Origin of the sequence: Micrococcus lylae (genome assembly GCF_900163825.1) — a bacterium.
GTDB lineage: Bacteria > Actinomycetota > Actinomycetes > Actinomycetales > Micrococcaceae > Micrococcus > Micrococcus lylae.
Genome location: NZ_FUKP01000003.1, coordinates 15,421 through 37,313, shown reverse-complemented (window position 1 = coordinate 37,313; position 21,893 = coordinate 15,421). Strand labels below are relative to the sequence as shown.

Below are 21,893 nucleotides of genomic sequence, written 5' to 3'. Positions count from 1 at the left end.
ACGCGACGGTTTCCCGAACGAAAACGCCAGGGGGGTCAGGCGTCGAAGCGGCGGCCGGTGAGCCTCTCGTAGGCCTCCACGTAGCGGGCCCGGGTCTTGGCCACCACGTCCTCCGGCAACGCCGGCGGCTGCTCGCCCGAGGACTTGTCCCAGCCGGACTCTGCCGACGTGAGCCAGTCGCGGACGAACTGCTTGTCGAAGCTGGCCTGGGGGCGGCCGGGCTCGTAGTCCTCAGCGTCCCAGAAGCGGGAGGAGTCCGGGGTGAGCACCTCGTCGCCCAGCACGATCGCCCCGCTCACCGGGTCCGTGCCGAACTCCACCTTGGTGTCCGCCAGGATGATCCCGGCCTCCCGGGCGATCTGCTCGGCCCGCGTGTAGACGTCCAGGGTGAGGTCCCGCAACGCCGCGGCGGCCTCGGCACCCACGCGCTCGGTCATCTGCGCGAACGTGATGTTCTCATCGCGCTCGCCCACCTCGGCCTTCGCCGAGGGGGTGAAGATCGCCGGCTCCAGCTTCGATCCCTCCACGAGCCCCTCCGGCAGCGGCAGCCCCGTCACGGTCCCGGACTCCCGGTACTCCGCCAGGCCGGAGCCGGTCAGATACCCGCGGGCGATGCACTCGACCGGGAACATGTCCAGCCGCTTGACCACCATGGCCCGCCCGGCCACCTGCTCCGGCACGTCCGTGGAGACCACGTGGTTCTCCACGGTGCCGGCGAGCTGCTCGAACCACCACAGGCTCAGCTGGGTCAGCACGGCGCCCTTGTCCGGGATCGGCGGCTCGAGGACGACGTCGTAGGCGCTGATCCGGTCCGAGGCCACCACCAGCAGGGTGTCCGACTCGCCCGGCGCCGCATCCTTCGGCTCGTACAGATCCCGCACCTTGCCGGAGTACACGTGCCGCCAGCCCGGCAGCTGAAGGGCCTGGGCCCCGGCGAATCCGATGCGCTCGCTCACGCCTGGCCCTCCTTCTCCGTACCCGCGGCGCCGGCGCCCGGCACCGCGATCTGCCCGCGCTCGGCCTTGAGCGCGATGTCCGTGCGCCACTGGGCACCCTCGAAGTCGATGGCGTCCACACCGGCGTAGGCCCGCGCCCTCGCCTCGGCCAGGTCCTTCCCGCGCCCGACGACGGCCAGCACCCGGCCACCGGCCGTCACCACCGCGTCCGGGGCGTCGCCCACGCCCGTGCCGGCGTGCAGCACGTCCACGCCGTCCAGCGCCCGGGCCGCCTCGAGGTCGGTGATGATGTCCCCCGTGGAGGAGGAGGCCGGGTAGCCGGCGGAGGCCATGACCACGTCCACGGCCACGTCCTCGGACCACTCGAGAGTACGGTCCGCGCCGAGCTCGCCGGTCGCGGCGTCCAGCAGCAGCCGGCCGAGCGGGGTCTGGAGGCGGGCGAGCACGGCCTGGGTCTCCGGGTCGCCGAAGCGGACGTTGAACTCGATGACCTGCACGCCCTGGGCCGTCACGGCCAGGCCGCAGTAGAGCACGCCGGAGAACGGGGTGCCGCGCCTCGTCATCTCCGCCAGCACCGGGCGGGCCACCGACTCCATGACCTCGTCCACGAAGCCCTCGGGCAGCCAGGGCAGCGGGGTGTAGGCGCCCATGCCGCCGGTGTTGGGGCCCTCGTCCCCGTCGAAGATGCGCTTGAAGTCCTGGGCCGGGGTCAGCGGCACCGCGTTCTCGCCGTCACAGAGCACGAACAGGGAGACCTCGGGGCCGTCCAGGTACTCCTCGATCACCACGGAGCCGCCGGCGGCGAAGCAGGACTCGGCGTGGGCCAGGGCCTCGGCGCGGTCGGCGGTGACCACCACGCCCTTGCCGGCGGCCAGGCCGTCGTCCTTCACCACATGCGGGGCGCCGAACTCGTCCAGCGCGGCGGCGGCCTCCTCGGCATGCGTGCAGACGCGGGAGCCTGCGGTGGGCACGGAGGCGGCGGCCATGACCTCCTTGGCGAAGGCCTTGGAGGCCTCCAGCTGCGCGGCGGCGCGGGAGGGGCCGAACACGGCGAACCCGGCCTCGCGCAACGCGTCGGAGACGCCGGCGGCGAGCGGGGCCTCGGGGCCGACCACCACGAGGTCGGCCTTCACCTGGCCGGCGAGCGCCACCACGGCGGCGCCGTCCGAGGCGTCCACGGAGTGCAGCGTGGCCTGGTCCGCCATCCCGACGTTGCCGGGCGCGACGTGCAGCTGCGTCACCTCCGGGTCACGGGCCAGGGTGCGGATCAGGGCATGTTCGCGGCCGCCGTTGCCAAGCACGAGGATCTTCACGTCCCCCAGACTACGTGGCGCCGCACACCCGCGCCCGCCGTCCGCCCGCCCCGGACGTCTTCCCCCGGCCGGGCGGGGCACCCGTAGGGTGGTGGACATGACGATGCCCGGCCTGCCCCACGACGACGACCGCTCCGGCGACCCGCGTCGCCCGACCCGTCCGACCGCCCAGGCCGGCCCCGGCCTGCGCACGGCGTACACGTTCATGATGGTGTGGTTCGTGTGCGCCCTGATCGGCGCCTTCTCGCTGCGCCTGTTCGGCATCGGCCGCGGGGACGTGGGCGTCGGCGGCGTCACCGCGCTGATCGGCACCGCGTTCGTGGCCGCCGCCGTGATCACCTGGGCGGTCCGACGCCGCCGCTGACGCAGCCGGTTCCCGACGACGGCCCCGCCCCTTCCCCGGGCCGCTCGCCGCTCCTTCCCGGGCGGGTGCCTCCCGACGACGGCTGCTCACCCCCGGATGATCCGTCGCCTCCGTGCCTCGGCCACCGCCTCGGTCCGCGAGCCGACGCCGAGCTTCTGGAACACGTGCACCAGGTGGGTCTTCACGGTGGCCTCGGAGATGAACAGCTCCTTGGCCGCGGCCTTGTTGCTGACGCCCAGGGCGATGAGCTCGAGCAGCTCGATCTCGCGCGCCGTGAGCACCTCGGTGCCTCCGGCCATCCGGCCCATGAGCCGCTCGGCCACCCCGGGCGCCAGCGCCCGCTGGCCCGCGGCCGCCCGGCGGACGGCGGCGGCGATCTCCTCCGAGCTCGCGTCCTTGAGCAGGTACCCGGCGGCCCCGGCGTCCAGGGCGGCGAGGATGTCCGCCTCGGTGTCGAAGGTCGTCAGGATCAGCACCGGCAGCCCCGGGTGGGCGGCCCTCACCGCACGGGTGGCGGCCACGCCGTCCATGCCTTCGCCCATCTGCAGGTCCATGAGCACCACGTCCGGCAGCCCGCCGGCACCCCCGTCCAGACCGGCACCCCCGTCCACACCGGCACCGCCCACGCCCACGTCTGCGTCGGCGCCCCCGCCCCCACCGGCTCCCGCCGCCAGAGACTCGAGCACGCGCAGCGCCTCGGCGCCGTCGCCGGCCTCGGCCACCACGGTGAGGTCCGGGTGCGCCTCGAGCACGGCGCGCACGCCGGCGCGCACCACCGGGTGGTCGTCCACGAGCATCACGGCCAGGGTCATCCGTTCTCCTTCGCTGTCTCGCTGCGGCCGGCCACGGGCACCGTCATCGCCACGACCGTCCCCTCCCCCGGCGTGGACTCCACCGCCACGCGTCCGCCGACGGCCTCCACGCGCTCGCGCAGCGCGGCCAGGCCGACGCCGGTGGACTCGCCCGTGCCGTCGTCGTCGCGCTCCTGCCCGGCCGTGCCCGCCGGGACGGGCCGACCGCGCGAGCCGGCCACGGACCGTCCCCGCTCTCGGGCCACGGGACGGCGGGGGGCCTCGGGTTCGAAGCCGCGGCCGTCGTCGGCGACGTCCACGGTGACCTCCCCGTCCAGGTAGGCCACGGACACCCGGCAGCGGGCGGCGGCGGCGTGCTGGCCGACGTTGGCCAGGGAGGACTGGACGGCGCGCAGCAGGGCGGACTCCACCGCCTCGGCCAGGGGCACCGGGGTCCCCTCCACCTGCAGGTCGGCCGCCACGGGGGTGCCGGCGTCGGCCTGGCGGCGGGCGAAGCCGCGCACGGCGGCGTCGAGCTGCTCCACCAGGGAGCCGCCGTCCCCGCGCAGGTCCCGCACGAAGCGGCGGGACTCGGCGAGGTTCTCCGCGGCGGTGTCCCGCACGGTGTGCAGGCGGCGGCGCGCCAGGTCCGGGTCCTCGGCGTCCAGGGCGTCCTCGGCGGCGCGGGAGACCAGGACGATGGAGGCCAGGCCCTGGGTGAGGGTGTCGTGGATCTCGCGGGCCAGGCGCTCGCGCTCGGCCAGCACGCCGGAGCGGTGCTCGGTGCGGGCCAGCTCCGCGCGGGCGGCGAGCAGCTCGGAGGCCAGAGCGCGCTGCCGCTCGGACTCGGCGTGAAGGGCCCGGTAGGCCTGGTACATCACCACGGCCACCACGGCGCCGACGCAGGGACCGATCACCGCGGCCGGCCGCAGCCCGTCCGGGCCCGGGGCGGAGGCCAGCACCACCACGACGGTCACGGCCGCCACGGCCATTTGGCCCGGCCAGTGCCGGCCGGTGGCCTCGGCCAGCACGTGCTGGACCACGAAGAACAGCGGGAACGCCACCCACGCGAAGTCCGGGTGCAGCGCCACCAGGGCACCCCAGAGCAGCAGCACGAGGGCCTGCCAGGCCAGGGACGCACCCCGGTGCACCGGCCGCCGGCGCGCCCAGCGGCGCCGCTCGGCCACGGTGCCCACCAGGTAGACGGCGGCCAGGGCGAGGGCGGCCGGCCAGACGGCGGCCGCAGCGGTGCCCGGGGACAGCACGGAGCGGACCAGGCCCACCGCCAGCAGGGCGGCGAAGGACACGTGCAGCACCACGCGCAGAGCGGCCAGGATCGAGGCCGTCGCGCCGGACTCGACGCCGGCGTCCGCATCGGGCCGGACGCCGGGCGCCGCACCGGCCCGGACGTCGGCCGCCGTACCGGGCCGGGCGGGGCCCGCCGGCGCCGAGGCGGGGCCCGTCGGCGCCGGCGTGTGCACGTGCTGGTCCATGCCGCTCAGCCTAGGCCCGCGGCCCTCGCCACGGCAGGGCGGAGGCCGCAGATCCGCCGAATCCACGCGGGAATCAACCGTTCGATGGACCCCGGATCCACCGCCGCAGGCGATGTCCCGGCGGACGGATCGGCGGAGCCTTGAAGGCAACACCACAGACCCGATGTCCCGCCCCGTGCGGGACCGATCCCGACGAAAGCAGGTGCTCGATGTTCCTCGCCCTGCGCGACCTGCGCTTCGCCACCGGACGGTTCGCCCTCATGGGCGCCGTGGTGGCCCTGATCTCCCTGCTGCTCGTGATGCTCACGGGCCTGACCGCCGGCCTCGGCGGCCAGAACACCGGCGCCCTGGACCGGCTCGAGTCCCAGGGCGTGCAGCGCCTGGCCTTCGGCGGCGCCGCCGGCCAGGAGCCCACCGCGAACTTCACCCAGTCCGAGGTGACCGCCGCCGAGGCCGACGCCTGGCGGAACGCCGACGGCGTCGCCTCCGCCGAGCCGGTCGGCCTGGCCCAGGGCCGGGCCGTCGGCCTGGAGCACGCCCCTCAGCCGGCCCCGGAGTCCTCTGGCGGCGCCGACGCCCCGGCCCGGGTGGACACCTCGGACATCCCGACCACCGGCGTGGCCTCCGTGGCCCTGCTCGGCGTGGCCCCCGACGCCGCCGACGCCCCCTCCGGGCTGAAGGACGGCGAGGCGGTGCTCGGCCAGGCCGCCGCGGACGACCTGCACGCCCAGGTCGGGGACAGCATCGAACTGTCCGGCACCGTGGTGACCGTCGCGGCGATCGAGCCGACCGAGTACTACTCGCACACCCCGGTGGTGTGGCTGTCCCTGAAGGACTGGAAGGCCGCCGCCCACGCCCCGGCGGACACCGAGGGCACCGCCCTGGCCGTGCGCTTCGCCGCCGGCGCGGACGACGCCGCCGCGGCCGCCACGGCCGACGACGCCGCCCGCACCGTCTCGGCCACCGTGCCGGACTCCTACGCCGCCCTGCCTGCCTACTCCTCGGAGAACGGCTCGCTGATGACCATGCAGGGGTTCCTCTACGGCATCTCGGCACTGGTGGTGATCGCGTTCCTGTCCATCTGGACCGTGCAGCGCACCCGGGAGATCGCCGTGCTGAAGGCGCTCGGCGGCTCCACCGGCTGGGTGCTGCGGGACGCTCTCACCCAGGCCGGCGTGGTCCTGCTCGTCGGCGTGGGCATCGGCACCGCGGCCGCCTTCGGCCTCGGGCTGCTCGCCTCCCAGGCGGTCCCCTTCACCGTGGACGCGGGCACCGTGCTCATCCCCGCCGCCGGCGTCTTCGCACTCGGCATGCTCGGCGCCGCCCTGGCGGTGGCCCGCACCGTCCGCATCGACCCGCTCGTCGCCCTCGGCGGCAACTGACCTCCTCCAGACAAGGACCATCGCCATGAACACCACCGTCACCCCGCTGCTGACCACCTCCGGGGACCGTCCCGACGCCGCCCCCGCCCTGTCCCTGCGCGATGTGGTGCTGGAGTACCCGGACGGCGAGCGCGGCACCCTGCGCGCCCTGGACCGGGTGTCCCTGGACCTGTACCCCGGCGTCTACACCGCCATGACCGGCCCGTCCGGCTCCGGCAAGTCCTCCCTGCTGGCCGTGGCCGCGGGCCTGATCTCCCCGACCTCGGGCCAGGTGGTGGTCAACGGCCAGGACCTCACCGCCCTGCCTAAGGCCCTGCGCACCGCGATGCGCGGCACGTCGATCGGCGTGATCTTCCAGCAGCCGAACCTCATCCCCTCCCTGACCGCACGCGAGCAGCTGGAGCTGACCGTGCACCTGGACCGCTCCGCCGGCCGGTCCGCCAAGCGTGACGCCCGGGTGCGCGCCGCCGAGCTGCTGGAGAAGGTGGACCTCGGCGCGGCCATGGACAAGCGCCCCCACCAACTCTCCGGTGGCCAGCGGCAGCGGGTGAACATCGCGCGTGCGCTCATGGCGAAGCCGGCGCTGCTGCTGGTGGACGAGCCGACCTCCGCCCTGGACCAGGAGCGCTCCGCCGCCGTGGTGGAGCTGCTCGGCGAGCTCACCCGCGAGGAGGGCGCCGCCACCCTGATGGTCACCCACGACGTGGAGTTCATGGACGCCGTCGACCGGACCCTGGTGATGGTGGACGGCCGCCTGCAGTGAGCCGAGGCTCCGCCCGCCACTACCCTGGTGGGCATGACCTCCCCCACGTCCTCCGCCACGTTCGCCCTCGCCGACGCCGTCGAGCTGGTCCACGTGGTCCGCAACGGCTTTGTCGAGTCCCGCACCCCCGGTGCCGCCGTGGTCACCGGCCCGGACGGGTCCGTGTTGGCCTCGCTCGGCCCGGCCGACGCCCTGATCTACCCGCGCTCCACGCTCAAGCCGTTCCAGGCCATCGCCTCGCTGCGCCACGGCGCCCGCCTGGAGGGCGAACAGATCGCCATCGCCTGCGGCTCCCACCGCGGCACGGCGCGGCATCGGGACCTGGCCGAGCGGATCCTGCAGGTCAACGGCCTGTCCGCCGCGGACCTGCAGTGCCCCGGTGATTGGCCGGCGGACGCCGAGGAGATCGCCCGCCACGCGGACGACATCGCCCACGGCGCCGAGAAGACCCCGCTGGCCTACAACTGTTCCGGCAAGCACGCCGGCTTCCTGGCCGCCTGCGTGGCCTCCGGCCATGACACCGCCACCTACCTGGAGCGCGAGCACCCGGTGCAGCGCGAGGTGGACGCAGTGATCGAGGAGTACTGCGGGGAGGAGATCGCCCACGTGGGCGTGGACGGCTGCGGGGCTCCTGCCGCCGTGGTGTCCCTGGCCGGGCTGGCCCGCGGCATCGGCCGGGTCGCCGCCGCCCCGCACCGCCGGGACGCCGAGCTGCACGCCGTCTCCGTCGCCAACGCCATGCTGGACCATCCGTGGGCCGTGCAGGCCGAGGGCAGGCCGAACACCCTGGTGATGGAAGAGCTGGGCCTGATCGCCAAGCTCGGTGCGGACGGCGTGACCGTGATGGGAGCACCGGACGGCACCGCCGTGGCGGTGAAGGCCCTGGACGGCGGCTCCCGCGCCGGAGACCTCGTGGCGCTGGCACTGCTGGCCCAGTTCGCCCCGGAGCACGTGGACGCCGAGCGCCTGCCGGACGTGCTGCGCCGGGTGGCCCCGCCGGTCCTCGGCCGGGGCGAGCCCGTGGGCGCTGTGCAGCTGGCCACGCCGGTCCTGGACCTGCTCGACTGAGGCGGGCGGCCGGCGTCGGCAATCCCGTCCCGACGACGGCCTCTCGCCTTCCCCTGCCCGTCCGACTCGTCAGGAGCCCGCCATGAGCACCGGCTCGGTCCCCCGCCGCCGCATCCCCGTCCCCGAGGGGCATGCCGCCCTGCTCACCTGGGCGCGCACCGCCGCCGAGGATCCGGAGGCGGCCGCAGCCCTGCCGCGCTCCACCCGTGCCATGGCCGTGCGCTTCTCCCTCGAGGAGTTGGCCACCCGCGTGCCGGGCAACTCGGTGGAGGTGCGCGTGCCGCCCTTCGGGGTCTGCCAGTGCGTCCCCGGCCCCCGGCACACCCGCGGCACCCCACCGAATGTGCTGGAGACGGACGCCTCCACCTGGCTCGCCCTGGCCACCGGGCTGACGGACTGGGAGCAGGCGCGGGCCGCCGGGAAGGTGTCCGTCTCCGGCGTGCGGGCGGACGTCTCGGCCCACCTGCCGCTGGTACGGCCGTGAGCCGGAGCCTGCGTCTGCCCTCCGCTCCAGCGAACACTCGACCCCGTCCAGCCGAGACGCAATCGTGACCCGCAGGCCGTTGACCGCCTCCGCGGCGACACCTGATCATTCACCTATGGGTCTCACGTACCCGTCAGGCTGGGGGGGCCTGCGAGCACCAGCACCCCCGCTGGCGCGTCCTCGTAGGACGCCTCCGCAGAAAGCGCACCCATGAAGCGAGTGAGTTCCGCCGTCGCCGCCATTGCTTTGACCGCGGCCGTTATCAGCCCGCAAGCATCCGCCGCATCGATATACGAGCACATCGGCTACAGAGGGGCAGCCCAGGGTGGGGAGAACGTCCCCCGGCTGTACGCGATGAACGACAAGACCTCGTCAGTCCGAACCTACGGCAAGACCGTGTATTTCTTCGAAGATGCCCACTACGGAGGGATGGGGCTGGGCCTCTGGGTGAACGTCTCCGATCTTCGCTCCTACAAGGTCCCCCTCGCGCCACTCTCGTCGTGGAACGACCGCATCAGCAGCTGGTACACCAAGTGAACCGCCCTCATACGACGATGGTGTCCGCGTGCGCCGCCGGGTCCACGGCTGTCGCCTTGGCGGTCACTCTGTCGGGGTGCGGCGTGGGCACCCTTCAACCCGACCCGACCGCGACAGCACGACTCGACCGGGACAACGGCCAGATCATCCTGCCGCTCGACGAGTACCTGAGCAGCGAATCCACGGAAACCACCATGACACTTGCCCGTCTGGCGATCCTGCGGTCCTGCCTCGAGCCCAAGGGACACAACGGCGTGAAGCCACCTTCCAGAGACGACCGCACAGAACTGGAGGACAGGCGCTACGGGCTGTGGCTTCCGGAGCGGGCCCGCACCCACGGCTTCGGTCTGCCCGGCCCGCCGTCCCCCGCCGTGGAGATGCCGACCCCGCCCGGAGGCTGGAGCGATGAAGACGATCCGGCATTCAACGCCGCCTACGACGAGTGCGTCCCCGAGGTCATGGACCAGATGGAGGCCGTCTCCTCTCCGATGACGACAATGGGCAGCAGCTCGGCGGTTCCGCTCATGCTCCAGGCTTCTGTCAAGGCGAAGGAGTCCCCGGAGTGGGCAACGGCCCGAGACGACTGGTCGCGTTGCCTCACCGACGCGGGCCTCACCCCGGTCGGCGAGGACGACGGGTGGACCAGCCGGGAGGCCCTGGCCCTTCCTGCGCCGGAGTCCCCCAAGGGACGCACCGACACCGCCAAGCGCGAGGAGATCCGCATCGCCGTCATCGAGGCCGAATGCAATGAACAGACCAACCTCACCCAACGTCTCGGCGACATCGAGGCCGGCTACCAGGCTGCGCTGATCAAGGGCAATGAGGCCGCCCTCGCAGAGGAGAAACGCATCACCGCGGAGCGCCTCGACGCTGCCCGGGCCTACCTCGCAGAGCATCAGTGAACGCAGCGTCCGCGAGCCACGCCCGCACTCGCCGTGCCGCCCATCCGGGGCGAGTTGCCTTCGTCACCCTCCTCGCCTTGGCACTGCTGGCCGCCTCGTTCGTGGCAGGCCGGTTCTTCCAGGCCCCGGACACCGCTACGGTCGCGGAGGCGGCTGAACCCCTCACCGTGTGGGCGTCAGTGGAGCGCCGTGCCGTCGATGCGGGCATATCCTTCACCGGTGTCACGACGGAGGGAGAGCTCCAAGACGTGACCGTCGACGTCGACGGTCACGCGGTCGTGTTGCGCCGGGCCGTGAAACCGGGACAGGTCGTCCGTCCCGGTGATACGGCCGGTGAGGTCTCCGGCGTTGTCTACGTGTTCCTCGGCGCTCCCCTGGCTCTCTACCGCGACCTCACCGAAGGCGACCGAGGCGAGGATGTCGCATCCCTGCAGCGGGCGCTCACGCAGGCGGGACACGATGTACCGGTCGACGGCGTCCTCGGTGCCTCCACCGCCGATGCCCTGCGCACGCTCTTCTCAGACGCGGACGCTCCCCTCCCTGCAGAGCGCCCGGTCACCGTGGGCTGGCGCCAGTTCGTTCCCATCCCTCCGGAAGGGGCCGGCGTGGTGGACTCTGCAACGTACGGAGCCACCCTGGATGAGGAAAATCCGCTGGTGCGGCTGCGGACTGCTCCTCCCACAGTCGAATTCATCGCCGACGTCACGCAGGTCGAGGACCTGAAGGCTGGGGACACCGCGCGCATCGACTCCAGCGCAGGCCAGATCGAAGGCACGATCTCCGCAATCGGTCAGTTCCAGGCGGGCACCGAGGGCGCACGCTCCGGGCACCCGGTGACTGTGGCCTTCGCATCCGACGATCCTGCCGCACCACCGGTCGGTCAGTCCGTGACTGTCTCCACCGCACCCGCGGACAGCACCGCCGAAACCCTGGCGGTCCCGCAGACCGCCGTGCGCGCCGATGTCACCGGCAGCTATGTGGTGGTTCGGGACTCCAGGCAGGACTCCGAGGCCGGGGCGTCGTCAGCCCCCTCTGCCGCAGTGTCTGAGCCCACCCCCGCAGAGCGTCGTGTACCCATCACAGTGATCCGCACCGGAGGTGGCTGGGCCTCCGTCACGGGCGACCTGGAGGCCGGCGACCAGGTGAAGGTCTCATGAGCCGCACAGTGCCGGGAGAGGCAGGCGTAGCCCCACTGCTTGAGCTACGCGGGGTGCACAAGGCGTTCCCGGGGGCCGTCCGCCCCGTCCTCGACCGCGTGAACCTCACCGTCCACGCAGGCGAGTTCGTGGCGATCATCGGCCCCTCCGGTTCCGGGAAGTCCACTCTGCTCAACGTCTTAGGACTGCTCGACCGTCCGGATTCCGGCGAATACCGAGTGCTAGGCCAGGACACCACCGCCATGAGTGAGGCCGAGCGGGATCGGCTGCGCTCTGAGATGTTCGGGTTCGTGTTCCAGTCCAGCCACGTCCTCGGCGAGGAGTCCGTGTCCGTCAACGCGGCTCTGGGGCTGCGTGTGCAGCGTGTTCCCGTCGCCGAGCGGGATGAGCGAGCCGGTGCCGCGCTGCAGATGCTCGGTCTCAGCCACCGGCTGGCGGCCCGCGCCAAGCACCTCTCCGGTGGTGAGCGGCAGCGCCTGGCGATCGCGCGCGCCGTGGCCGCCCGGCCACGCGTGGTGCTCGCCGACGAACCCACCGGCAACCTCGACTCGCAGAACAGCCGGCTCGTGGTGGATCATCTGCGCCGACTCCATGCCCACGGCACCACCATCCTGCTGATCACCCACGATCCCACCGTGGCTGCCGCGGCCGCCCGGCAGGTACAGATCACCGACGGCTCCCTCACGGAGTTCGCCACGGTGGCGGCTGCACCGAGCGTCGCGGACGACGCGGACTGTTCTCCTGCGCAATCGCCTCAGGCACCCGCTCGCCGAGCATCGGCCCTGGCCGACGACACGGTCGATGCCGTCTCCTCCCTCTCCACACGCTTTCTGCGCACTCTGCTGCTCATGGCGGCGTTCGCTGTCGGGATCGGCGGCCTGATCGCGGCACTCGGGCTCACACAGACCGCTGCTTCCCAGGTCACCGCACGGCTCACCGCAGCCGCACTGGACGAGGTGGTGGTGACCGTCCCGCAGTCCGAGGGGCTGCTGGACCCTTCGGACCGACGCCTGGCGGAGTGGACGGCGTCGCTGGCGGCCCTGCCGCACGTGCTCGAGGCCGGACATGTGGTGCAGGTGGCTCCTGCCGACGTCACGCTCACACGTTCGCCTGAACAGCCCGAGCCATCGGCGGCCATCACCCTGGTCGGAGCCTCGGCCTCCTACACGCGCCTGGCCGGCATCACCCCGCCCTCGGAGGCGTCCCGTGCCCTGCTGGACGACCCTGGTGCGCGACTGGCGTGGCTCACGCCCGAAGCTGCCCGCGCCTTGGAAATCCCCGTCCCGGCCGGCGGCGTGCTGTCACCGGGGTACCGCGTGCACATCACCGGACAGGCCGTGGACGTCGCCGGGATCGTCACCGTCTCCGAGCGCACCCCGCAGCTCCGCACCGCCGTGCTGGTCACCCCGGCCGTACTCAGCGGCATCGACCAGGCAGATCCGGAGATCGTGGTGCGAACCGAGACCGGATTCCCCTACCCCGTGGCCCAGGCCGCCCCGCTGGCGGTCGCTCCCCATGCCCCGGGCAGCGTCACCACACGCACCGTGGCAGATCTTCGGGATCTGCGTACCGGCGTCACCGACGACCTCTCCGCGTTCGTGGGCGTACTCTCAGCGGTGCTGCTGCTCTTGGCGGTGATCAGCGCGGCCACCGCGATGTACCTCTCCGTGCAGGCTCGCACCGCAGAGATCGCCCTTCGCCGAGCCATCGGATCGCCGCGGGGCCTGATCGCCCGGCTGTTCCTGCTCGAGGGAACGCTGATCGGTGCCGTCGGCGGAGCGGTGGGGGCCGCCGTCGGCTCGGCCGCTGTCCTGGCCGTGTCCGCCTCCCGCGGCTGGACCGCCGTGCTCCCGCCGACCGCTGTCCCCGCGGCGCTGGCGCTGGGGGTGGCCGCGGGCATCGTCAGCGCCCTGTACCCGGCGTGGGTGGCCAGCCGTCAGCGCCCGGCCGACGCCCTGCGCAGCTGAGCGGCACCGCCCCTCCTCCCGGTCCCGACGGCGGCCCCTCACGTCGGCCTGGCGGCCGCCCGATCCTCGTTAGACTTGCCTGCATGACCTCCACTGACGGCCACACCCCCGCCCGGTCGACCTATGCCATGCGGCGCGCCCCGCGCCTGGGCGTCTTCCTGGCCCTCGGTGTGCTGGTGGGTGCGATCGTCGGCGGCATGGTGGCCGCCGTCGTGCACAGCGGGGACACCCCGCCGACCGACCCGTTCACCGGGGTGCCGCTGGAGTTCGGCTCCACCATGGGCATCGGCGTGATCGTGTTCGGTCTGGTCGGGGCACTGCTCGCATCCCTCGTCTGGCTCCTGATGGACCGCCGTTCCCGCAAGACGACCGCCACGTACGTGCTCGAGTCCACCGACGACCCCGCTGCCGCCGACGTGCGCCTGCACCGCGGAGAGGTCCAGGAGTACAACGAGCGGTGGGGCATCTCCTCCGCCACCGCCGACACCGAGTCCACCGCCCCCGAGGACGGCCTGCAGGCCGCGGCCCCGGACACCCGAAAGGACACCGTGCAGTGAGCATGACCTCCCTGCCCATCCCCCGTCCCCGCCGCGGAGACGGCCTGCTGACCGCCGCCCTCGACCCCCAGGACCAAGGCCCCCAGGACCACTGCGGCGTCTTCGGCGTGTGGGCTCCGGGCGAAGAGGTGGCCAAGCTGGCCTACTACGGCCTGTACGCGTTGCAGCACCGGGGCCAGGAGTCCGCGGGCATCGCGGTCTCCAACGGCCAGCGCCTGGCCGTCTACAAGGACATCGGCCTGGTCTCCCAGGTGTTCGACGAGTCCACCCTGAACTCCCTGACCGGCCACATGGCCGTGGGCCACTGCCGCTACTCCACCACCGGCGCCAACAAGTGGGCCAACGCGCAGCCCACCCTCGGCTCCACCGCGGACGGCGCCACGGTGGCCCTGGCCCACAACGGCAACCTCGTGAACTCCGCCGAGCTCTACCGCCGCGTGCAGCAGATGCCCGAGCGCCTGCGCTCCGGCGAGCTGAAGCAGGGCAACACCACGGACACCGCCCTGGTGACCTCCCTGCTGCACGGCGAGGAGGGCCGCAGCGTCGAGGACACCGCCCTGGACCTGCTGCCCACCATCCGTGGCGCCTTCTGCTTCGTGTTCATGGACGAGCACACCCTCTACGCCGCCCGCGATCCGCAGGGGGTGCGCCCGCTCGTGCTCGGCCGTCTGCAGCGCGGCTGGGTGGTGGCCTCCGAGCAGTCCGCACTGGCGACCGTGGGCGCCTCCTTCATCCGCGAGGTCGAGCCCGGCGAGTTCATCGCCATCGACGAGGACGGCGTCCGCTCCCGCCGCTTCGCCGAGGCCCGGCCGGCCGGCTGCGTGTTCGAATACGTCTACCTCGCCCGCCCGGACGCCGCCATCAACGGCCGGTCCGTCTACGAGTCCCGTGTGGAGATGGGCCGCCAGCTCGCCAAGGAGCAGCCGGTGGAGGCGGACATCGTCATCCCCGTCCCCGAGTCCGGCACGCCCGCGGCCGTCGGCTACGCCGAAGGCTCCGGCATCCCCTTCGGCCAGGGGTTCGTGAAGAACGCCTACGTGGGCCGCACCTTCATCCAGCCCTCGGACACCCTCCGCCAGCTGGGCCTGCGCCTGAAGCTCAACGTGCAGCAGCACGTGGTGGCCGGCAAGCGCGTGGTCGTGGTGGACGACTCGATCGTCCGCGGCAACACCCAGCGCGCCATCGTCCGCATGCTCAAGGAGGCCGGCGCCGCCGAGGTGCATGTGAAGATCTCCTCCCCGCCCGTGAAGTGGCCGTGCTTCTACGGCATCGACTTCGCCACCCGCGCCGAGCTCATCGCCAACGGTGCCGTGGAGGAGGAGATCGCTGCCTCCATCGGTGCGGACTCGCTGGCCTACATCAGCGAGGACGGCATGATCGCCGCTACCGGGCAGCAGCGTGAGCGACTCTGCACCGCGTGCTTCACCGGGCAGTACCCCATCGAGCTTCCGGACGAGTCCGAGCGCGGCAAGTCCCTGTTGGAGGGCGGGAGCACGACCCCGGCGAGCGAGCCGACCGACGCGAGTGCCGTCGTCGGGAAGACCGGGTGCGAGCCCGGGCCGGACGCCGAGATGGAAACCATGACCACCGAGACGGACAGGACCGCGCTGTGACCGAGCAGAACACCCCGCACACCGACGCCCCCATCACCTACGCCACCGCCGGCGTGGACGTGGAGGCCGGGGACCGCGCCGTGGAGCTGATGAAGGACGCCGTAAAGGCCACCCACACCCCGGAGGTCCTCGGCGGCATCGGCGGGTTCGCCGGCATGTGGGACGCCTCCGCGCTGCTGCAGTACCGCAAGCCGCTGCTGACCACCTCCACGGACGGCGTGGGCACCAAGGTGGCGATCGCGCAGACCCTGGACAAGCACGACACCATCGGCCAGGACCTGGTCGGCATGGTCGTGGACGACATCGTGGTGGTCGGCGCCAAGCCCCTGTTCATGACCGACTACATCGCCTGCGGCAAGGTGGTCCCGGAGCGCATCGCGGACATCGTGCGCGGTGTGGCCGAGGGCTGCCGCATGGCCGGCACCGCCCTGATCGGCGGAGAGACCGCCGAGCACCCGGGCCTGCTGGGCGTGGACGAGTACGACGTGGCCGGGGCGGCGACGGGGGTGGTCGAGGCGGACATGGTCCTCGGCGCCGAACGCGTGCGGCCCGGGGACGTGGTGATCGGCATGTCCTCCTCCGGCATCCACTCCAACGGCTACTCCCTGGTCCGCCGCGTGGTGAACGCCGCCGGCTGGAACCTGGACCGCCACGTGGACGAGCTCGGCCGTACCCTCGGCGAGGAGCTGCTCGAGCCCACCCGCATCTACACCGGCGCCTGCCTGGAGCTGGTGGAGTCCCTGAACGGGAAGGGCGGCGGCGAGGACCTGCCGGTCCGCGGCTTCTCCCACGTGACCGGCGGCGGCCTGGCCGCGAACCTGGCCCGTGTGCTGCCGCAGGGCCTGATGGCCACCGTGGACCGCGGCACCTGGTCCCTGCCCGCGATCTTCCGGCTGGTCGGGGACCTGGGCCGCGTGCCGCAGGCCGACCTGGAGCGCACCCTGAACCTCGGCGTCGGCATGGTGGCCGTGGTGGCCCCGGAGGCCGCGGAGACGGCGATCACCCAGCTCTCCGGCGCCGGCATGGACGCCTGGGCCATGGGCAGCGTCGGCGAGGTCACCGACGCCGCCGCCGGCGCCGGCGAGGACTTCGTCCAGGGCGCCAAGGGCGTGGACGGCGGGGCGGTGCTGCTGACCGGCGACTACGCCGACTGAGTCCCCGGCGCTTTCGTTCGGGAAACGGTCGGGTCCCGGGGCACTTTCGTTCGGGAAACGGTCGGGTCCCGGGGCACTTTCGTTCGGGAAACGGTCGGGTCCCGGGACGCTTTCGTTCGGGAAACGGTCGGGTCCCGGGGCACTTTCGTTCGGGAAACGGTCGGGTCCCGGGGCACTTTCGTTCGGGAAACGGTCGGGTCCCGGGACTCGTCGTGTCTGCGGCCGGAGCCGGGCCCGGCCGCGGGCCCGGGCACGTGGGGCCCGGGCACGTAGGGCCCGCGCACATGGACCGGGGCACGTGGGGCGGCCCCATGCCGCCGACAGGCCGCCGTCCGCCCCCCTGGAGGAGCCTCACTCCACGGCGAACTCGCGCCCGCGCAAGCCGTCCCGATGCGCCCTGATCTCGGCGACGACCCGCTGGTAGTCGTCCCGGCCGTCGTCGAGACCCGCCCAGATCTGAGCCCAGCCCGCACGGGCCCACCCCTCATTGCGCCACTGGTCCCGCTGCCGCTGGGCGGGGTCATCATGGTGGCCGCCGTCGTAGTGCAGCACCAGCCGCCAGCGCCGGTATCCCATGTCCGCGTCCGGGCTGACGGGCAGGCGCGGATCCAGGACCAGCTGCAGCTCCGGCTCCGGCAGACCTGCGTGGACGATCGCCAGCCGCATCTGCGTCTCCGGCGGCGAATCCGCACCGACGCGGATCAGCTCCAGTGCCTCACGCGCCGCCCGCACCCCCTTGAACCGTCCCGCCCGACGAAGGGCGTCCCCCAGCCGCGCCACCGTGGTCCGCGGCTCCGTCCTCCCCTCGGGCGACCACGGCCGCCTCACCGCCGCGTCCCCTGCCACCACCAGAGGATCGACCATCCCGGTCGGCAACAGCGACGCCAAGTCCGCCCACGTCCGCTCCAGGGACGTCACGGGGACGCCGTGGACCAGCACGACGTCCTCGGGCGGCACCGTGCGTGCGTGGGAGGCGACCCCGCGCCGCACCGCCGCACCCTTCCGATGGGGTCGGGACACGTGGAGCCGCCCGTCGTCCCGCAACCACGGCGGCACCGGCAGCCCGTGGAGTCGGAGTGCGCTCAGGTGCGAGGCCACCGCCCGCGCCCGCTTCACGACGACGGCCGCCTCCTCCGGCGGGTAGGGCACCGGCGGCTCTGGGTAGCCCAGGGCGGACCATGCGGTGACGGGATCGTGACGGCTCCGGTGGGCGCCGTGGGTGACGCTGCGCAGGTCTGATCGGCGCAGGCGCTGGTCGGAGAGGCCGTGGTCGCGCAGGTCCTGGGGTGTCAGGATGCGGCCCTGCAGCAGCGGCGGCAGCGGAGCGGGGTTCGGTCCGGGGCGGAGCAGCGAGTCCATGCCTCGAGCCTGGGGTGTCCGCGGTGTTCACGGGGCGGATCCTGGTGAATGTGGGGGAAGGGACAGGCTGTGCAAGAGAGGACGGCATCGGGCGGAGACCTCGGACGGAGAGGGCGGACCGAGGACGCTGAGCGCGAGAAGAGACGGGATCGAGAGCCGGCCTGACTCGACGGTTTCCCGAACGAAAGTGCCCCGGTACCCGACGGTTTCCCGAACGAAAGCGTCAGGGGGTCAGAGGCGTTCGTCCAGCCACGTCAGCGCCTCGGCCACGGGAGCGCGCCAGCGCCACTGCGCCTTGGGGTCGGCGCGGGTGGGGCCGAGGTTCACCAGCCCCACGGGCAGACCGCGGCGCTCGGCCAGCAGCACGAACTTGAAGCCGCTCATCACCGCCAGAGAGGAGCCGACCGCCAACACGGAGCCGGCGTCCTCGAGCAGCGCCTCTGCCGCTTCGCGGCGCTCACGCGGGATGTTCTCGCCGAAGTAGACGACGTCCGGCTTCAACTTGTCCGAGCCGCAGGACAGGCAGCCGACCATGCGGAACCGCTCCACCCAGTGGTCGTCCAGGGTGACGTCCCCGTCCGGGTTCACGGCGTCCGGGTCGATCGCCACGGCCTCCAGGTAGCCGGGGTTGGCGGCTTCGAGCCGGGCATCCAGGGCCGGGCGATCCTCCACGGCGCCGCAGCGCAGGCACACCACGCGCGCCAGGTCTCCGTGCAGCGTGATCAGCCGCTCCGGCGGCAGGCCGACCTCGGCCCCGGCGGCGGCATGGAGCCCATCCACGTTCTGGGTGACGATCCCGGCGGTGAGCCCGCGGGCAGTCCACTCCCCCAGGATCCGGTGCGCCGGGTTCGGCTTCGCGCCGTCCATCTCGCGCCACCCCACATAGGAACGCGCCCAGTAGCGGTGACGGGCCACAGGGTCGCCGGAGAACTCCTGGAAGGTCATCGGCCGATGCCGGCGCAGGGAGCCTGCAGGACCGCGGTAGTCCGGGATGCCGGAGTCCGTGGAGACGCCGGCACCGGTGATGATCAGCGGCCGGCGCTCCCGCAGCAACGCCAGAAGACCCCGGGAGGCTTCCCCAGGGTCTTGCAGCGGTGCGGTCTCATCGACCACGCGGGCGATCGAGCGCAGTGCGGCCCGGTGCCCGTCGAGTCCGAGATGCGCGGAGGACATCAGCGAGCGTCGTCGCCGTCCTCGTCATCCTCGTCGTCGTACAGGTCCGCGTACGGATCCTCGTACTCCATCTCATCCGTGTCAGCGTGATGACGCTTGCCGGTAAGCTCTCGCTCCAGTGCGGAGAGGTCTGTCCCAGGCGAGAAGTACTTCATCTCTCGCGCCTGCTTCGTGGCCTTTGCCTTCTGACGGCCGCGCCCCATGAGCGTGACCCCCTTCGCATCTCTCTGCCCTCGGGACTGATGGCACAACAGGGGCCCGCCGAGGTTCTCACTGGTCAAAATGGTTCGTGCGGACCAGGGTACCAGGAACAGCCCTGGCCTGCGGCCTGTCAGCCACGGGCGGACGGGCCGGACCGCCCGCCACGACGGGATGTCGAGCATCGTCCGACCGTCCGCCGCCTCCCGCCGCCTTCCACTCTCCGCGCCCGGCTCCGCGCCCCGCCTTCCACGCCCCGGCTCCGCGCCCAGGCGCCGCCTCCCGCCCTCACGCCCCGGCTCCGCGCACCGAGCGTGAGGCACCCGTCCGGCGGGCCCTTCCGGCCCGGACGGCGAGCGGACCCGCATCTTCCCTCGGAAGATGCGGGGCCGTCGTCGTGGTCCGGTGGCGCCGAGCCAGAAGATCCGGCCCTTTCAGATCACCCTGAAGGGGCCGAAGTCTCTGGCTCGGCGCAGCGTCGGCTGCCGCACCTCAGATCCAGCCCTCCTCCCAGGCGCGCTGCGAGGCCTCCTGGCGGGTGCGGACGCCGAGCTTGGCCATGGCGTTGGAGAGGTGGTTGCGCACCGTCCCGGGTGCCAGGTGCAGCGCCTGTGCGATCTCCTCCACCCGGTGGGCGGTCCGGCCGACGCGCAGCACGTCCAACTCGCGCTCGGTCAGGGGCGACTGCTCACCGGTCAGGGCCGACGCTGCGATCTCCGGATCCACGTAGCGCCTTCCGGAGGCCACCTGCCGCAGCACGTCCGCGAGCTCCTCGGCGGGCGTGGACTTCGGCACGAACCCGGAGACCTTCTCCGCCAGCGCTCTGCGCAGCACACCGGGGCGGGCGTGCCGGGTGAAGATCACGACCTTCGTGGGGACAGACCGCAGGATCTGCTGGGCCGCCTCCACACCGTCCAGGCCGGGCATCTCCAGGTCCAGCAGGCAGACGTCTGGACGGTGCTCCTGCGCAGCGGCCACGGCCGCGGTGCCGTCGGAGACGCCCGGGAGCACCTCCACGTCCTCCTCCAGGGCCAGCAGCGCCTCGACGGCACCGCGGATGAGCACCTCGTCGTCGGCGACGAGCACACGGATCGGAGCGGTCGGGCCGGTCATGCGGTCTCCTCTTCGGCAGAGCGGGGAACGGTGAGTGTGAGGGTGAACATCTCACCCTCGTGGACGGCGGACAGGGTGCCGCCGGCGGCCTCGGCACGCTCGGCCAGGCCCGCCAGCCCGGTGCCCCACCCGCGGCGTCCGTCGGCCGCGGCGGACGACGACGGCCGCTCACCCGGCCGGGGCGACGTCGCCGGATCGACGGGGTCGGCGGCCCCGACGGCGGGAGCGCCGTCGTTGGTCACGACCAGGCGGAGGCGGAAGGCGTCCGTGGGGACGGCCGTGAGCTCGAGGCGGGCGTGCTCGGCGTGGGCGTGACGCAGGATGTTCGTGGTGGCTTCACGGGCGGCCAGGCCGACCAGGCGCCCGGCGGCCGGACCGAGCGGCCCGAGGGACGGGTCCACGTGGACGTCGGCGTGGGTGCCGGCGGCGGTGAGCACGTCCCGGGCGTTGGCGAGCTCGCGTTCGGCGGAGACCTCGCGCAGGTCACGGACGAGGGCGCGGGTCTCGGCCAGGGCTTCACGGGCCTGTTCGCGGACCTCGTGCAGCTGGGCGCCCGCGTCCTCCGTGCGCCCCTTGGCCAGCAGCCGCTCGGCGAGCTCGGCCTTGAGGGCGATGACCTGCAGGTGGTGGCCCTGCACGTCGTGGAGGTCGGAGGCGAAGCGCAGCCGCTCCCGGGTGACGGCGAGGTCCGCTGCCTGCAGGCGGGCATGCTCGAGGCGCTGCATGACGCGCCAGAACCAGACCGCGGGAACGATCATCACGCCGGTGAACACAGCCCAGAGCAGGAAGCCGCCGGCCGTGTCGATCGGTCCCGCGGGGTCCTGGAGGACCGCCGCAGCGCCGAGGATGAGGGACACCGTCAGTCCGGCGGCGGCGACAGGGCGACGCCGGCGCGGGTGCACCAGCAGGGACAGCAGCAGGCAGGACAGCCACAGAGGCAGCGCCCACCACGTGCCCAATTCCGTGAGCCCGAGCGCGGGCAGGACCGCGCCGGCGAGCGCGAGCGGGACGGTGGGGCCGAACAGCCAGGCAAGATCCCGCTGACCGACCACCGGCCCCTCCGCGTCCCCGGGCGGCGGGGCCTGGAAGAGCCGGGCCACATGCAGCTGGCCGACCACCCCGAGGACGTGGAGCAGCAACAGGACCGCCAGCACGACCGCCTGCCCTGTGCGCCCGGCATCCATGTGCCCCTGCAGGCGGGTCAGCGGTCCGAACGCGGAATAGCCCGCGATCACCAGGACGCCGAACAGCAGGCCCGTCCAGGTGTACCACCACGCACCGGCGAGGTCCCCCGTGAGGGGGCCGAAGCCCGAGGCCCCGGGGCCCGCGGCGGACGCCGTGGGCACGGCGCCGGTGGGGCGGCGCCCCGGTGCGGCGGCAGGCGGGGCCGAGCGGCCGTCGTCGTGGTTCCCCTCGATCCTCATGGACCTCACCCTACGGGCGTGACAACTGTCATGACCCGCCGTGCGGAAGTGCCCGGCAGGAGGTGACCGCACGGCACTTCTGGGTTCCGACGGGGGCCGGAAGGCTGGAGTCAGAGCTCGGGAAC

General features: G+C 73.0%; 21 protein-coding genes. 12 read left to right on the top strand and 9 right to left on the bottom strand.

Going from position 1 to position 21,893, the window contains the following annotated elements; translation table 11 throughout:
• Positions 1-35 precede the first annotated feature (35 nt).
• Positions 36-956 (bottom strand): phosphoribosylaminoimidazolesuccinocarboxamide synthase, encoded by a 921-nt coding sequence (locus tag FM125_RS00400; protein ID WP_087133286.1) that lies wholly within the window; start codon positions 954-956, stop codon positions 36-38.
• On the bottom strand, positions 953-2,269 hold the full coding sequence (gene purD, locus FM125_RS00395; protein ID WP_087133285.1) for a phosphoribosylamine--glycine ligase: 1,317 nt from the start codon (positions 2,267-2,269) through the stop codon (positions 953-955). The genes FM125_RS00400 and purD overlap by 4 nt, the downstream gene beginning before the upstream one ends.
• Before the next feature lie 97 nt (positions 2,270-2,366).
• Between purD and FM125_RS00390 the strand changes: the two genes are divergently transcribed.
• Positions 2,367-2,633: a hypothetical protein gene (locus FM125_RS00390; RefSeq protein WP_087133284.1), complete on the top strand. Its 267-nt coding sequence runs from the start codon at positions 2,367-2,369 to the stop codon at positions 2,631-2,633.
• A gap of 86 nt (positions 2,634-2,719) precedes the next feature.
• Here FM125_RS00390 and FM125_RS00385 read toward each other — a convergent pair whose 3' ends face one another.
• Both FM125_RS00385 and FM125_RS00380 read right to left on the bottom strand, forming a co-directional pair.
• On the bottom strand, positions 2,720-3,445 hold the full coding sequence (locus FM125_RS00385) for a response regulator (RefSeq protein WP_087133283.1): 726 nt from the start codon (positions 3,443-3,445) through the stop codon (positions 2,720-2,722).
• Positions 3,442-4,917 carry a sensor histidine kinase gene (locus tag FM125_RS00380; RefSeq protein ID WP_087133282.1) on the bottom strand — a complete coding sequence of 492 codons (1,476 nt, stop codon included), beginning with the start codon at positions 4,915-4,917 and terminating at the stop codon, positions 3,442-3,444. Before FM125_RS00380 ends, FM125_RS00385 begins: the two co-directional genes overlap by 4 nt.
• A gap of 209 nt (positions 4,918-5,126) precedes the next feature.
• On the opposite strand from FM125_RS00380, the gene FM125_RS00375 reads away from it, so the two are divergent.
• The 11 genes from FM125_RS00375 (at position 5,127) to purM (ending at position 16,501) form a co-directional block, all read left to right on the top strand.
• A complete protein-coding gene (locus tag FM125_RS00375; protein ID WP_087133281.1) occupies positions 5,127-6,299 on the top strand; it encodes an ABC transporter permease in 1,173 nt (390 codons plus the stop codon).
• A 25-nt stretch (positions 6,300-6,324) separates the two neighbouring features.
• Entirely contained in the window at positions 6,325-7,062 is a 738-nt protein-coding gene (locus FM125_RS00370; RefSeq protein WP_082740164.1) for an ABC transporter ATP-binding protein, read from the top strand.
• 33 nt (positions 7,063-7,095) lie between these two features.
• Positions 7,096-8,130, top strand: a complete 1,035-nt coding sequence (locus FM125_RS00365; RefSeq protein ID WP_070640207.1) for an asparaginase — start codon at positions 7,096-7,098, stop codon at positions 8,128-8,130.
• An 82-nt stretch (positions 8,131-8,212) separates the two neighbouring features.
• On the top strand, positions 8,213-8,614 hold the full coding sequence (locus tag FM125_RS00360; protein WP_067189592.1) for a sterol carrier family protein: 402 nt from the start codon (positions 8,213-8,215) through the stop codon (positions 8,612-8,614).
• A gap of 219 nt (positions 8,615-8,833) precedes the next feature.
• Positions 8,834-9,151 (top strand): hypothetical protein, encoded by a 318-nt coding sequence (locus FM125_RS00355; protein WP_087133280.1) that lies wholly within the window; start codon positions 8,834-8,836, stop codon positions 9,149-9,151.
• An 83-nt stretch (positions 9,152-9,234) separates the two neighbouring features.
• Complete coding sequence (locus tag FM125_RS00350; RefSeq protein WP_087133279.1) at positions 9,235-10,053, top strand: hypothetical protein; 819 nt, start codon at positions 9,235-9,237, stop codon at positions 10,051-10,053.
• Positions 10,054-10,232: 179 nt separating this feature from the next.
• Positions 10,233-11,210 carry a peptidoglycan-binding protein gene (locus FM125_RS00345; RefSeq protein ID WP_180525264.1) on the top strand — a complete coding sequence of 326 codons (978 nt, stop codon included), beginning with the start codon at positions 10,233-10,235 and terminating at the stop codon, positions 11,208-11,210.
• The gene (locus FM125_RS00340) at positions 11,207-13,177 is read left to right on the top strand and encodes an ABC transporter ATP-binding protein/permease (protein WP_070640195.1); all 1,971 of its coding nucleotides are present in this window, start codon (positions 11,207-11,209) and stop codon (positions 13,175-13,177) included. The genes FM125_RS00345 and FM125_RS00340 overlap by 4 nt, the downstream gene beginning before the upstream one ends.
• Before the next feature lie 83 nt (positions 13,178-13,260).
• The gene (locus FM125_RS00335; RefSeq protein ID WP_180525261.1) at positions 13,261-13,734 is read left to right on the top strand and encodes a DUF2189 domain-containing protein; all 474 of its coding nucleotides are present in this window, start codon (positions 13,261-13,263) and stop codon (positions 13,732-13,734) included.
• 2 nt (positions 13,735-13,736) lie between these two features.
• Positions 13,737-15,347 (top strand): amidophosphoribosyltransferase, encoded by a 1,611-nt coding sequence (purF, locus tag FM125_RS00330; RefSeq protein ID WP_180525266.1) that lies wholly within the window; start codon positions 13,737-13,739, stop codon positions 15,345-15,347.
• The gene (purM, locus tag FM125_RS00325; protein ID WP_087133277.1) at positions 15,344-16,501 is read left to right on the top strand and encodes a phosphoribosylformylglycinamidine cyclo-ligase; all 1,158 of its coding nucleotides are present in this window, start codon (positions 15,344-15,346) and stop codon (positions 16,499-16,501) included. The genes purF and purM overlap by 4 nt, the downstream gene beginning before the upstream one ends.
• Positions 16,502-16,852: 351 nt before the next feature.
• Here purM and FM125_RS00320 read toward each other — a convergent pair whose 3' ends face one another.
• The 5 genes from FM125_RS00320 to FM125_RS00300 all read right to left on the bottom strand — a co-directional run bounded on the left by FM125_RS00320 (position 16,853) and on the right by FM125_RS00300 (position 21,768).
• Positions 16,853-17,860 carry a hypothetical protein gene (locus FM125_RS00320; protein ID WP_087133276.1) on the bottom strand — a complete coding sequence of 336 codons (1,008 nt, stop codon included), beginning with the start codon at positions 17,858-17,860 and terminating at the stop codon, positions 16,853-16,855.
• A gap of 231 nt (positions 17,861-18,091) precedes the next feature.
• Positions 18,092-19,033 (bottom strand): Sir2 family NAD-dependent protein deacetylase, encoded by a 942-nt coding sequence (locus tag FM125_RS00315; protein WP_087133275.1) that lies wholly within the window; start codon positions 19,031-19,033, stop codon positions 18,092-18,094.
• Complete coding sequence (locus tag FM125_RS00310; RefSeq protein WP_067189655.1) at positions 19,033-19,236, bottom strand: DUF3073 domain-containing protein; 204 nt, start codon at positions 19,234-19,236, stop codon at positions 19,033-19,035. Before FM125_RS00310 ends, FM125_RS00315 begins: the two co-directional genes overlap by 1 nt.
• A 487-nt stretch (positions 19,237-19,723) precedes the next feature.
• On the bottom strand, positions 19,724-20,344 hold the full coding sequence (locus FM125_RS00305; protein WP_067189604.1) for a response regulator transcription factor: 621 nt from the start codon (positions 20,342-20,344) through the stop codon (positions 19,724-19,726).
• Positions 20,341-21,768 carry a sensor histidine kinase gene (locus FM125_RS00300; RefSeq protein ID WP_067189606.1) on the bottom strand — a complete coding sequence of 476 codons (1,428 nt, stop codon included), beginning with the start codon at positions 21,766-21,768 and terminating at the stop codon, positions 20,341-20,343. The genes FM125_RS00305 and FM125_RS00300 overlap by 4 nt, the downstream gene beginning before the upstream one ends.
• Between the last annotated feature and the right edge of the window lie 125 nt (positions 21,769-21,893).